This window comes from Klebsiella sp. GG_Kp175 (assembly GCF_040062325.1).
Classification (GTDB): Bacteria; Pseudomonadota; Gammaproteobacteria; order Enterobacterales; family Enterobacteriaceae; genus Klebsiella; species Klebsiella quasipneumoniae.
In genome coordinates this window covers 160,874-173,567 of record NZ_JBEAFX010000003.1, presented here as the reverse complement: position 1 = coordinate 173,567, position 12,694 = coordinate 160,874, and the positions used below count along the sequence as shown (strand labels likewise).

12 protein-coding genes are annotated in these 12,694 nt (G+C 60.5%); 9 read left to right on the top strand and 3 right to left on the bottom strand.

Features of this window, described 5'->3' with window-relative positions; translation table 11 throughout:
- Nucleotides 1-18 precede the first annotated feature (18 nt).
- The 4 genes from pheP (at nt 19) to ABLU73_RS06785 (ending at nt 4,902) form a co-directional block, all read left to right on the top strand.
- Nucleotides 19-1,395 (top strand): phenylalanine transporter, encoded by a 1,377-nt coding sequence (gene pheP, locus ABLU73_RS06800; protein ID WP_032455670.1) that lies wholly within the window; start codon nt 19-21, stop codon nt 1,393-1,395.
- 187 nt (nt 1,396-1,582) lie between these two features.
- A complete protein-coding gene (locus tag ABLU73_RS06795) occupies nt 1,583-2,710 on the top strand; it encodes an MFS transporter (RefSeq protein ID WP_348850141.1) in 1,128 nt (375 codons plus the stop codon).
- 16 nt (nt 2,711-2,726) lie between these two features.
- Nucleotides 2,727-3,749, top strand: a complete 1,023-nt coding sequence (locus ABLU73_RS06790) for a sugar phosphate isomerase/epimerase (protein ID WP_004202459.1) — start codon at nt 2,727-2,729, stop codon at nt 3,747-3,749.
- 1 nt (nt 3,750) lies between these two features.
- Complete coding sequence (locus ABLU73_RS06785; RefSeq protein ID WP_146411337.1) at nt 3,751-4,902, top strand: Gfo/Idh/MocA family oxidoreductase; 1,152 nt, start codon at nt 3,751-3,753, stop codon at nt 4,900-4,902.
- An 18-nt stretch (nt 4,903-4,920) separates the two neighbouring features.
- Here ABLU73_RS06785 and ABLU73_RS06780 read toward each other — a convergent pair whose 3' ends face one another.
- Complete coding sequence (locus ABLU73_RS06780) at nt 4,921-5,337, bottom strand: Exc2 family lipoprotein (protein WP_017900839.1); 417 nt, start codon at nt 5,335-5,337, stop codon at nt 4,921-4,923.
- A gap of 248 nt (nt 5,338-5,585) precedes the next feature.
- On the opposite strand from ABLU73_RS06780, the gene ABLU73_RS06775 reads away from it, so the two are divergent.
- Nucleotides 5,586-6,566 carry a LacI family DNA-binding transcriptional regulator gene (locus ABLU73_RS06775; protein WP_017900840.1) on the top strand — a complete coding sequence of 327 codons (981 nt, stop codon included), beginning with the start codon at nt 5,586-5,588 and terminating at the stop codon, nt 6,564-6,566.
- Nucleotides 6,567-6,568: 2 nt separating this feature from the next.
- Here ABLU73_RS06775 and ABLU73_RS06770 read toward each other — a convergent pair whose 3' ends face one another.
- Nucleotides 6,569-7,813: a mechanosensitive ion channel family protein gene (locus tag ABLU73_RS06770; protein WP_004202471.1), complete on the bottom strand. Its 1,245-nt coding sequence runs from the start codon at nt 7,811-7,813 to the stop codon at nt 6,569-6,571.
- Nucleotides 7,814-7,883: 70 nt separating this feature from the next.
- The gene (locus ABLU73_RS06765) at nt 7,884-9,311 is read right to left on the bottom strand and encodes an MFS transporter (protein WP_004202473.1); all 1,428 of its coding nucleotides are present in this window, start codon (nt 9,309-9,311) and stop codon (nt 7,884-7,886) included.
- A 108-nt stretch (nt 9,312-9,419) separates the two neighbouring features.
- Between ABLU73_RS06765 and ABLU73_RS06760 the strand changes: the two genes are divergently transcribed.
- The 4 genes from ABLU73_RS06760 to ABLU73_RS06745 all read left to right on the top strand — a co-directional run bounded on the left by ABLU73_RS06760 (nt 9,420) and on the right by ABLU73_RS06745 (nt 12,647).
- The gene (locus ABLU73_RS06760) at nt 9,420-10,289 is read left to right on the top strand and encodes a helix-turn-helix transcriptional regulator (protein ID WP_004202474.1); all 870 of its coding nucleotides are present in this window, start codon (nt 9,420-9,422) and stop codon (nt 10,287-10,289) included.
- 532 nt (nt 10,290-10,821) lie between these two features.
- On the top strand, nt 10,822-11,865 hold the full coding sequence (locus tag ABLU73_RS06755) for a DUF2157 domain-containing protein (RefSeq protein WP_108450631.1): 1,044 nt from the start codon (nt 10,822-10,824) through the stop codon (nt 11,863-11,865).
- A gap of 184 nt (nt 11,866-12,049) precedes the next feature.
- The gene (locus tag ABLU73_RS06750; protein ID WP_017899012.1) at nt 12,050-12,367 is read left to right on the top strand and encodes a type II toxin-antitoxin system RelE/ParE family toxin; all 318 of its coding nucleotides are present in this window, start codon (nt 12,050-12,052) and stop codon (nt 12,365-12,367) included.
- Entirely contained in the window at nt 12,360-12,647 is a 288-nt protein-coding gene (locus ABLU73_RS06745) for a helix-turn-helix transcriptional regulator (protein WP_017899013.1), read from the top strand. Before ABLU73_RS06750 ends, ABLU73_RS06745 begins: the two co-directional genes overlap by 8 nt.
- Nucleotides 12,648-12,694 lie beyond the last annotated feature (47 nt).

The window sequence follows — 12,694 nt, the reverse complement described above, 5'->3', positions numbered from 1 at the left end:
AACACACAGGGGAACGACGTGAAAGACGCGTCAACGTCGTCGGATGCCGTAGAAGAGAGCGGCCCGACGCTTCATCGCGGTTTACAGAACCGACACATTCAACTTATCGCCCTTGGCGGCGCGATTGGCACCGGGCTGTTTCTCGGCATTGGTCCCGCTATCCAGATGGCCGGTCCGGCGGTATTACTGGGTTACGCCGTTGCCGGGATTGTCGCTTTTCTGATCATGCGCCAGCTGGGCGAAATGGTGGTGGAAGAGCCGGTATCCGGCTCCTTTGCCCACTTTGCCTACAAATACTGGGGCCCGTTCGCCGGCTTCCTTTCCGGCTGGAACTACTGGGTGATGTTCGTGCTGGTGGGAATGGCGGAGCTGACCGCCGCCGGGATCTACATGCAGTACTGGCTGCCCGACGTCCCGACCTGGATCTGGGCGGCGGCCTTCTTCCTTATTATTAACGCCGTCAATCTCGTCAACGTGCGCCTGTATGGCGAAGCGGAGTTCTGGTTTGCGCTGATAAAAGTGCTGGCGATTATCGGCATGATTGCCTTTGGCCTGTGGATGCTGTTTGGCGGCCACGGCGGCAGCAAAGCCGGGTTCGACAACCTGTGGAAACACGGCGGCTTCCTCGCCACCGGCTGGCACGGTCTTATCCTGTCGCTGGCGGTGATCATGTTCTCCTTCGGCGGGCTGGAGCTTATCGGCATCACCGCCGCTGAAGCGCAAAACCCGGAAAAGAGCATTCCAAAAGCGGTCAACCAGGTGGTTTATCGTATCCTGCTGTTCTATATCGGTTCGCTGGTGGTGCTGCTGGCGCTCTACCCGTGGGTGGAGGTCAAATCCGACAGTAGCCCGTTCGTGATGATTTTCCATCATCTCGACAGCAACCTGGTGGCCTCCGCGCTGAACTTCGTCATTCTGGTGGCCTCGCTGTCGGTGTATAACAGCGGCGTGTACTCCAACAGCCGGATGCTGTTCGGCTTGTCGGTGCAGGGCAATGCGCCGACGTTCCTCGCCCGCGTCAGCAAGCGCGGCGTGCCGGTGAACTCTCTGCTGCTCTCGGGGATTATCACCTCACTGGTGGTGGTGCTGAACTACCTGCTGCCGCATGAAGCGCTGGGACTGCTGATGGCCCTGGTGGTGGCGACGCTGCTGCTGAACTGGATCATGATCTGTATGGCGCACCTGAAGTTCCGCGCCGCCCAGCGCCGCAAAGGGCGTGAATCGAAGTTTAAAGCGCTGCTGGCGCCCGCCAGCAACTACTTCTGCATTGCTTTCCTTGGGCTGATTCTGGCGCTGATGTGCACTATCGACGGGATGCGCCTGTCGGCGATCCTGCTGCCGGTGTGGATCCTGTTCCTGTTTATCGCCTTCAAACTGCTGCGCCGCCCGGCGTAAGCGAGATGCCCCGCCGTCCGGCGGGGCTGCCTGGCTTTTTATTGTGATCCTCTTCGCAGGTGGGGCATTTGCCTGGCGATCTTCTTTTTGTAATCGATTACTTTTGTTTGGAGCGATTTTGTAATCGATTACTTTTCTGAGGGCGAGCAACATGGTCACAACAACAGAAGGTCGGGAAAGTGTCCGCGTGAGCCACCGTTTTCTGGTGCCGCGGCTGTCGTTAATGATGTTTATGCAGTTCTTTATCTGGGGCAGCTGGTCGGTGACCCTGGGGCTGGTGATGACCCGCTATGAGATGTCATTGCTGATCGGCGATGCGTTCTCCGCCGGGCCGATCGCCTCCATCCTGTCCCCCTTTGTGCTAGGGATGCTGGTGGATCGCTTTTTCGCCTCGCAGAAGGTGATGGCGGTGATGCACCTGGCCGGGGCGGCGATCCTGTGGTTTGTCCCCCAGGCGCTGGTGGCGCAGAATGGCGCGCTGCTGATTGGCCTGCTGTTCGGCTATACGCTGTGCTATATGCCGACCCTGGCGCTGACCAACAATATCGCCTTCCACAGCCTGGCTAACGTCGATAAAACCTTTCCGGTGGTCCGCGTGTTCGGCACCATCGGCTGGATTATCGCCGGGATCTGCATCGGGGTGACCGGCATCTCTGACACCACCGGCATCTTCACCGTGGCGGCGCTCTGTTCGGTGGCGCTGGCGATCTACAGCCTGACGCTGCCCCACACCCCGGCGCCGGCCAAAGGCATGCCGGTTCAGTTTCGCGATCTGCTGTGCGCGGACGCCTTCGCGCTGCTGAAAACCCGCCATTTCCTGATTTTCTCCCTCTGCGCCACCTTAATTTCCGTGCCGTTAGGCACCTATTACGCCTATACCGCGTCGTATCTGGCGGATGCCGGCGTTAAGGATGTCAGCACCGCGATGTCCTTCGGCCAGATGTCAGAGATCGTCTTTATGCTGGTGATCCCGCTGCTGTTCCGTCGCCTCGGGGTGAAATACATGCTGCTTATCGGCATGGCGGCGTGGTTTGTTCGCTATGCCTTTTTCTTTGTCGTCGGCTTTATCTACACCGACCGCGTGGCGGGCGAGAAGGTCAAAGGCCAGGCGCAGAGCATGATTGTGATGTTCACCTACGGGATCGGCATGCTGCTGGGCTCGCAGATCTCCGGCGCGCTGTATAACCATCTGGTGGCCGGCCAGAGCGTGCCGCAGGCCTGGGTGACCTTCTGGTGGATCCCGGCGGTGGCCGCCGCGGTTATCGCGCTGATTTTCCTTTTCTCTTTCCAGTACAACGAGAAAGAGCCGCACTAATTTTACAGGAGGGGGTATGAAAACGATCAAGGGACCGGGCATTTTTCTGGCGCAGTTTATCGGCCCGCAGGCGCCGTTCAACACCCTGGCGGGGATGGCGCAGTGGGCCGCCGGCCTGGGGTACAAGGCATTGCAGATCCCCTGCAACCACCCGGCGATTTTCGATGTCGAGCGGGCGGCGGCGAGCCAGACCTACTGCGACGAGGTCCGCGGCACCCTGGCGGAGCATGGGCTGGTCATCAGCGAGCTGTCCACTCATCTTGAAGGACAGCTGGTGGCGGTGCATCCGGCGTATGACGCGGCGTTTGACGCCTTCGCCCCGGCGGCGCTGCACGGCGATCCGCAGGCGCGCCAGCGCTGGGCGGTGGAGAAAGTGCGCCAGGCGGCGGTGGCCTCCGGCCGCCTGGGGCTGCAGGCGCATGCGACCTTTTCCGGGGCGCTGGCATGGCCCTTTTTTTATCCGTGGCCGCCGCATAATCAGTCGCTTCTGGATGAGGCCTTTGCCGAGCTGGCCCGGCGCTGGCGGCCGCTGCTGGACCTCTTCGACGAGCAGGGGGTCGATGTCTGCTACGAGATCCACCCCGGCGAAGACCTGCACGATGGCGTGACCTTTGAGCGTTTTCTCGCGCGGGTGGATAACCATCCGCGCTGCAATATGCTCTATGACCCGAGCCACCTGCATCTGCAGCAAATGGATTACCTGACCTATATCGATATCTATCATGCGCGTATTAAAGCGTTTCACGTCAAGGACGCCGAATTTCGCCGCAACGGGCGCAATGGCGTCTACGGCGGCTATCAGCCCTGGCAGCAGCGGGCTGGCCGTTTCCGCTCTCCCGGCGACGGGCAGATCGACTTCAAAGGGGTGTTCAGTAAGCTGACCGAATATGATTTTGACGGCTGGGCGGTGCTGGAGTGGGAGTGCTGCCTGAAGGATGCCGAGACCGGCGCGCGCGAGGGCAGCGAGTTTATTCGTCGCCATATCATTCCCGTTGCCGGACGGGCCTTCGATGACTTTGCCGCCGGTGGGAGGGAATAACATGATTCAGGTTGCGATTATTGGGGCTGGGTTTATTGGCCCGGCGCATCTGGAGGCGCTGCGGCGGCTGGGGGATATCGAGGTGGTGGCGCTGTGCGACAGCAGCCTTGAGGCGGCGCAGCGCAAGGCGCAAGCGTTGAATATTGCCCATGCCTACGACAGCGTGGCAGCGCTGCTGACCCATCCGGGGCTACAGGTGGTGCATAACTGTACGCCGAACCATCTGCATGCCCAGATTAACCGGCAGATCCTCGCCGCCGGGCTGCACGTCTTCTCCGAAAAACCGCTGTGTATGACGGCGGAGGAGGCGCGGGAGCTGGTGGCGCTTGCCGCCCGGGCCGGCGTGGTGCATGGCGTCAGCTTCGTCTATCGACAGTTCGCCATGGTCCAGCAGGCGGCGGCGATGATCCGCCATGGCGAGGTCGGCAGGATCTTCGCGGCGCACGGCAGCTATTTACAGGACTGGATGCTGCTGGAGACCGATTACAACTGGCGGGTTGATTCGGCGCAGGGCGGCGCATCGCGGACGGTGGCTGACATCGGCTCCCACTGGTGCGATACCGTGCAGTTTATGACCGGTCGGCGGATTGTCGAGGTGATGGCGGATCTGTCTATCGTCTGGCCGACGCGTAAAGCGCCGGTCAATGGCCAAGCGACCTTCAGCGCCGTTCACGAGGCGCAGGGATATGAAACCCGGCCTGTCGATACTGAGGACTTTGGCACGGTGCTGTTGCGTTTTGACGATGGTAGCAAAGGCAGCTTTATGGTCTCTCAGGTGAGCGCCGGGCGGAAAAACCGTCTGGCGGTGGAGGTTAACGGCAGCCGCTGTTCTCTGGCCTGGGATCAGGAAGTGCCCCAGCGGCTGTGGATCGGCCACCGCGAGCAGCCGGATCGGCGGCTCAGCGACGACCCCAGCCTGCTGCGGCCGGAGATCGCTGACAGCGCCCATTACCCCGGCGGCCATATTGAGGGCTGGCCGGACGCCTTTAAGAATATGATGGGGCATTTTTATCAGGCGGTGCGCGCCGGGAAGATGCCGGAGGCCGGGGCCCGGCGCTTCGCCGCTTTCGACGACGGCGCCGATGTGATGTACATCATCGAGGCGATCGTCAAAAGCCATCAGCAGCAGCGCTGGGTGAGCGTCGAACGCTGAGGGCGGGGGAGCGAAGGATTATTTCACCCCAAGATAGCCGTCGAGATAGGCACCGGAGAGTTCGTTGCCGAACAGGACGGCATCTTTATTTTCCATTGCATTATCCCATTTGTCGCTGGCGTTGCCGGTAAAGGCGTGCTCGGTGCGGGTGCCCTGCGCCGCCTGCTGTTTGATGGCCTCCGCGGTGCGGCGGGCGTCGCTTTCGTTCATGCCAGCGGCTTTATCCTGCTGGCCGCGGGCGTACATCGCCGTGAAGGTCGGCAGGTTTAAACGGTAATTTTCCTGACGGTTGACGGTGAAGTTGCCGCCGACAAAATCGGAGCGGTGGGCGACGAACGCGTAGGCGTGGCGTTCCGGTGACGATTTTGACGAGGTGCAGCCGGTGATCGTTGCCAGGGCACAGCTGAGGGCGAGAATCGTGGTGGAGAGCCTCATGGGGATATCATCCTTAATCATAAAAGCACAAATGGGGCGCAGGCGGTCTGTTGCGCCTCCTGCGCTAATGAGAATATGAAACGGCAAAAGGATGCGCGTTATCGGGGCGGGAGAGAAGCCCTGATTATTAATAGTGTCCCGAGACGCCGTCTCACTGAGCCACGCTTTCGCGCCAGGCTGGCAGGCCAACCAGAGCTCATTTATGATAGCCTGCAGGATCCACCTCTATCGCAGGAAGTGCAGGGTTTATGTCTATTCAGAAAATTGCTCGTCTGGCCGGCGTCTCGGTGGCCACGGTGTCGCGGGTGCTGAACAACAGCGATACGGTAAAAGCCAAAAACCGTGAGCGCGTGCTGCAGGCGATCAAAGAGAGCAACTATCAGCCGAACCTGCTGGCGCGTCAGCTGCGAACCGCCCGCAGCAATATGATCCTGGTGATGGTCTCCAATATCGCTAACCCTTTTTGCGCCGAGGTGGTGAAAGGGATAGAAGAAGAGGCGGAGAAGAACGGCTACCGCATTTTGCTGTGTAATTCCGGGTCGGATCTGGCCCGCTCGACCTCGGGCCTGCAGCTGCTCTCCGGCAAAATGGTCGACGGCATTATTACCATGAACGCGCTCTCCAGCCTGCCGGAACTGACCACCATGATTGGCGATGCGCCCTGGGTGCAGTGTGCGGAGTATGCCGATACCGGCAGCATCTCCTGCGTCGGGATTAACGACGTCGAGGCGGCTCAGGGGGCGGTGTCCCGGCTGGCCGACGGCGGCCGCCGCCGCATCGCGCTCATTAATCACGACCTCAGCTATCGCTACGCCCGCCTGCGCGAGCGCGGCTATAAAAGCGTGCTGCACGTGCATGGCCTGGCGTATCAGCAGGTGACCTACGCGCAGGATCTTAGCGCGGCGGCCGGTAAACGGGCGATGGAGCAGCTACTGTCGCAAGACGAGAAGCCCGACGCGGTGTTTGCCGTTTCGGACTCCCTTGCCGCCGGGGCGCTGCGGGCAATTGACCAGGCTGGACTGCGGGTGCCGGAGGATATCGCGGTGATCGGCTTCGACGGCACCGAGCTGGCGGAAGTGGTCTCCCCGCAGCTGACCACTGTTGAACAGCCCTCCCGGGCGATCGGCCGCACGGCGGTGGATCTGTTAATGAAACGCATCGACGATCCCGACGCTGCCGTCGAGCGGGTGATGATGGACTGGCGCGTGATAGCCCGCGCCAGCGCCTGAGGTCAGCGGGAGAAGGCGCCCGCCAGCGCGCGAATGTCGTTGCCGGTGGGCGTCTGATGAATGCGTAAGCCAAACTCCTCCACCACGGCGAAGACATGATCGAAAATATCCGCCTGGATCCCCTCATATTCCGCCCACACCACGGTGTTGGTGAAGCAGTAGATCTCGATCGGCAAGCCGTTGGCATCCGGCGCCAGCTGGCGCACCATCAGGGTCATATCCTGGCGGATGCGTGGATGATGACGTAAATACTCCTGCAGATAGGCGCGGAAGGTGCCGACATTGGTCATTCGCCGCTCATTGAGAACCGACTGTTCCCCGGCATACTGCTGGTTCCAGGCGCTAATTTCCTCGTGGCGCGAATCCATATAGGGTTTAAGCAACTTCGCCCGGATCAAGCGCTGCTGCTCCTGTTCATCGAGGAAATGAATGCTGGTGGTGTCGATGTTGAGGCTGCGCTTAATGCGGCGGCCGCCGGAGGCCGACATGCCGCTCCAGTTTTTAAACGAGTCGGAGACCAGCGACCAGGTCGGAATGGTGGTGATGGTATTATCCCAGTTACGTACCTTGACCGTAGTGAGGCCGATATCGATCACCGCGCCGTCGGCGCCGTACTTCGGCATCTCCAGCCAGTCGCCAAGCTTGAGCATATCGTTGGCCGAGAGCTGGATACCGGCCACCAGGCCAAGGATCGGATCTTTAAATACCAGCATGAGCACCGCGGCCATGGCGCCGAGCCCGCTAATCAGGATCGCTGGCGACTGGCCTATCAGCAGGGAAATAATCAGGATGCCGATAATAATCGCCGTCACCAGCTTTATTCCCTGGAATATCCCCTTCAGCGGCAGCTGAGAGGCGGCGGGAAATTTCTGCGCCAGCTTTAAGATCACATCCAGCAGCGAGAAGAAGGACAGCATGGCATATATCATCACCCATAGCTGAGCCACGGTGGTTAATATTTCCGCGGCCTCGCTGCCTTTTTGCAGCCACAGCACCGCCTGCACGTTGACGATGATCCCCTGCAGGGTAAAGGCCAGTCGGTGAAAGAGTTTATTCTGCGTGATGATTTGCAGCCACAGATGGCTGCTGGCCAATGCCCGTTTTTCAAAAGCGCGCAGTACCACTTTGTGCAATATCAGATGCACGACGACGGCGGTGAACAAGATAATGCCGAAGATAATCATCAGCGAGCGGGTGGGAGTTATTTCGATTCCTAAGGCGGCAATTTGCGATATTAATTCCTGCATAACGTCTCCTGAATATCCAGCGGGTATGATGACCGCTGGATAACGATTATGCAAATCACCGCCGCCGGTATTACGACGCTACCGTCGCCGGCTGTCGGTTGAGATGATGACGCAGCCACAGCGCGATGGCCCCCAGCAATAGCATCATAGCCACCTCGACCAGCAGAAAATCAATCAGCGCCTGCGGATAGTTTCCGCCGCCGCGACGGGCCAGCGCCAGGAACAGCGAGCCGAGGATAGCCGGCCCAAGGCCGAGAGTCGCCTGCTGCAGGGTACTGAGGATGGCGCTCCCGGCCCCGGCGTCGCTGGCGCTGATATCGCGCATGCCAATCCGGTAAAAGCTGTTGACGATCAGCGCCTGGCCGTAGCCGATCAGCGCCGTGGCGGGGACCAGCGTCAGGGCGGTGGTGGCGATCCCGAAGCGGGAGAAGGTGGCGCACAGCAGCAGTAGACCGGCGATCTGCACCGCCAGACCGGTCAGCAGGATCCGCCCCATGCTGTAGCGGGCGATAAGCCGCGGGGCATACAGCGCCGAAATAAAATAGGCCACGCCGAGGGCGATAAAGCTATTGCCGGACTGCCACGGCGCCATACCCAGCCCCTCCTGCATGGTCAGTGCCATGCAGAACATAAAGCCGGACCAGGCGCTGAAAAACAGCAGGGCGATGGCCATCCCGAAGCGGATGCTGGTCAACTGCAGCAGACGCGGCGGCAGCAGGGGATGATCGCCGCGCTGCTGCTGGCGCAGGGCGCTCTGACGCATGGCGAACAGCAGCGGCAGGACCGCCACCAGCATCAGCTGCAGCCACAGCGGCCAGCGCAGCTCCGGACCGAGGGCCATCGGGAACAGCAGGCAGCAGAGGATGAGGGCGAGGTACAGCGTGCCCTGCCAGTCAATCCGCGACGGCGTCTCACGACGGGTTTCCGGCACATAGCGGCGGCTCAGGGCCAGCACCAGCAGGCAGATCGGCACATTGATAAAAAAGGCGTTGCGCCAACCCAGTCCGGCGATGTCCGCCGATACCAGCCAGCCGCCGCCCATCTGTCCGACAATAAAGGCGATCCCGCCGATCCCGCCGTACAGGCTGATAGCCCGGGCGTGGGCCGGGCCTTTGAGGGTGACGTGCAGGGTGGCGAGGATCTGCGGCACAATCAGCGCCGCACCGGCGCCCTGCAGAGTGCGGGCGGCCAGCAGGGCGCTGATGCTGTTCGCTATGCCGCACAGCAGGGAAGCAATGCCAAAGAGCGCGACGCCCCACATAAACAGGCGCCGGCGGCCATAGTTATCGCCAAGCTTACTGCCCATCGCCAGGCAGACGGCAAAGGCGACACCGTAGAGCGCGACGATAAGTTCCAGCTGCGTGGCGCTGGCCGCCAGGGTATGGGTGATTGCGTCCAGCGCCACATTGGTGATCGAGGTATCAATAAGCGGCAGCATCTGGCCGCCCAGCAGCAGCAACAGACCGGCGCGGCCGGGTGAAACAGCAGACGTTTTCATGGGAATCTCCATTGCGTCATTCAGCAGACCGACGTAGCATTACCGATAAATTAAACGGGTACCAGTTCCTGTCTATACTGGTACTGGAACTACCATGCTGGAGGGGTGATGACCACGATGCCGCAACGGGAGTCGACGTTCGCCGTGCCGGACGATCGGCGCAAACAGCTGGGGGCGTTTCTGCGCGCCCGCCGTGAAAGCCTCGATCCGCAGCGCCTGGGGTTACCCCGGGTGGGCCGCCGACGCACGCCGGGTCTGCGCCGGGAAGAGGTGGCGATGCTCGCCGACGTCGGCGTTACCTGGTACACCTGGCTGGAGCAGGGGCGGGAGGTGAATCCGTCGGAGGCAGTGCTGGTGGGGGTGGCGAATGCCCTGCAGTGCAGTCCGCTGGAGACCCGGCATCTGTTCGTGCTCGCCGGGCTGACCCCGCCGGAAGCCACCCAGGTGACGGCGTGCGAAGGCATCAGCCCCGGCACCCGCCGCATGCTGGACAGCCTGATGCCGCAGCCGGCCAGCATTCAAAAACCGAACTTTGATATTGTGGCCTGGAACGACAGCTTCTGCCGCCTGATGGGTGTCGATTTCGCCACCCTTGCGGAAGAAGATCGCAACTGCATTTATCTGTATCTGACCCATGAGACCTGGCGCAGCCGGATTGAAAATCGCGATGTGCTGCCGACTTTTGTCTCCTATTTCCGCGCCGCGATGGCCGAGCACCGTGGCGATCCGGCATGGGAAAACAAACTGGCGCGCTTTTTCGCCGCCTCGTCGGAGTTTGAAGCGCTGTGGCATCAGCGCTACGAGGTGCGCGGCGTGGAAAACCAGATTAAACATTTTAACCACCCGCAGCTCGGGCGATTCAGCCTGCAGCAGATGTACTGGTATTCGGCGCCGCGCAATGGTTCGCGTCTGCTGGTCTACCTGCCGATGGACGAGGCGGGCGAGCAGGCGCTGACGTGGCTGGACCAACATTCATGACAAGGACTCAGATGGTTGAGAATGTGCCATCTTCGGGTATTGCCCGGCCGGGCTGCTGGACGGTTCCCTCTCCCTCCGGGAGAGGGGCAGGATGAGGGAAAGCACTGCAGGGAAGTCTTTTATGTTATCTGCGACTTCAGCGCACATTGCGCTCCCGGTTAGTCTTCTGCGTTATATCTCTCATGACGCAGGGAGCGCACAGGGGGCGGCCAGTCGCCGCCGCCCCCTGTACCCCCGGGCTCCGGCCAGCAACATCGCCACTTCGTGGTGCCTTCGACTTATCCCTGCAGGCTTCGGGTCGGGCCGAGGCAGCGTCCATGCAAAACACGGCCCTCAGCCCGCATCCATGCGGGCTGCCCCGGCCTGCCGGGAACGTCTCAGCGATGTTGAGGCCGCCAGCACCGGCAGTTTCAGCAGCCCCAGGACCCGCGGTGATTTGGGTTTGTAGGCCGGGTAAGGCGTACGCCGCCACCCGGCAAAAAGGCGAGCATATTAGCGAAAACAGGTTTGTCATCAGTCTCAAGGAATGCCTATGAACGTAACCCGAAAAGAGCAGCGCATTATTCAGCGCGCGCTGAACGCCTGGCAGGCCAGCGGGGAGTTAACCCCGGCGGACAGTCAGCGGCTGGCGCACACGCTGCGCGTCTCCCCCTTCGACTGGCGGCGCCTGAGCCGCTATGCCTTCTGGACCGCGCTGGCCTGCGTGCTGATTGCTCTGGGCAGTCTGTTTGCCGACAGCGAACTGGTGGCGTGGCTGCTGAGCCTGTTCAGCCACTCGGCGCTGACGCGGATCCTGCTGCCTGCACTGCTGGCAGTCGCCTGCTACGGCTGGGGTTTTCGCCGCCAGCAGCGGGAGACGCAGTGGCACTACAGCACCGAGGCGATTTTGTTTCTGGGCGTCGTCTTTACCGCGGTGGCGCTATGGCAGTTGGGTGAACGGCTGGATAACGGCAGCGGCCATATCGCGCCGCTGTTTCTGGCCGGATGTATGATTTACGGCGCTATCGGCTATGTTGCCCGCTCCGGGCTGGTGTGGCTTTTTTTTCTGCTGGCGCTGGGCAACTGGTTTGGCGCAGAAACCGGCTACGTCTCGGGGTGGGGCGCCTACTGGCTGGGCATGAACTACCCGATTCGCTTCGTCCTGTTCGGCGGCGCGCTGCTGGCGCTCTGCTACGGCGCGCAGCCCTTGCTTCGCCAGCGTCAGCTGTTTACCGTCAGCAAGGCGATGGGCCTCACGTACCTGTTTATTGCGCTGTGGATCCTGTCGATTTTCGGCAATTACGACGCTGACAGCTGGTACAACGTAAGCCAGGCGCGACTCCTGCCGTGGGGGCTGCTGTTTGCCGCGGCGGCCGGCGTCTGCATTTTTATCAGCCTGAAAACCGATGACGCCATGCTGCGCGGCTTTGGGTTAACCTTCCTGGCGATCAATCTCTATACCCGCTTCTTTGAGTTTTTCTGGAACGGGATGCACAAGGTGCTGTTTTTCCTGATCCTTGCCGTCTCGCTGGCGGTGATTGGCCGCTATGCCGAGCGCATCTGGCACGCGGGTGAAGGGCGGGGGAAGAACAACTAACCTCGTTTTGAGCATGCTCACCACTCAGGCCGCGCTAAGTCGCGGCTTTTTTTCGTCCCTGATTCCAGTTTTAGCGCATTTTTCTGCGATTGGCTGCAAATGAGCATAGGCTTGCCGGGTATCTCAAAGATTAGCCTTTAAGGCAATTTATCTTCTATGCTAACATTCAGAGGAAGGGAGTCTGATGTTCAGAATGGTTGTGCATGTGGACGTTAAAAAGGAGTTGCAGGCGCTTCCGGCTATTGTCCAGGCGAAGATGATCAGGCAATTAGACAAGTTACGCCAAAATCCCACCGCGCTGAGAGAACCTGATAGTAAACCGCTTGGACAAGGGCTATTTGAAATTCGAGCGTTAGGTTCGGTACAGGGGCGGGGGATCTACGTTTTTCAGCAAAACAAAACGCTCTTTCTGCTACGTGTTTTTGTCAAGAAAACGCAAAAAACCCCGTTATCGGAAATTCGCCTGGCGCTGAAGCGATTAGAGGAGATGCGCAATGAGTAAAAAGATCATTGACTGGGATACGTTAAAAACAGAACTGCTTAGCCAGCCTGAGGTTCAGGCTGCGTTCGATGCGCAAGAACGTCAGCACCGATTACGTACTATGCTGGCACAATGGCGCGAGCAGGCGGGGCTGACCCGAGCCCAGGTTGCGCAGAGGATGGGGGTGAGTGCGCCAACGGTCTCCAGAATGGAAGCCAATATCACCCGCACCAGCCTGGATACCTTAACGCGATACGCGTTAGCGTGCGGTATAAAGCACCCGCAAGTTTTACTTTACTAAATTAACGCGCCCGGCGGCGCTGCGAGGTGTAAGCCTGTAAGAGGATC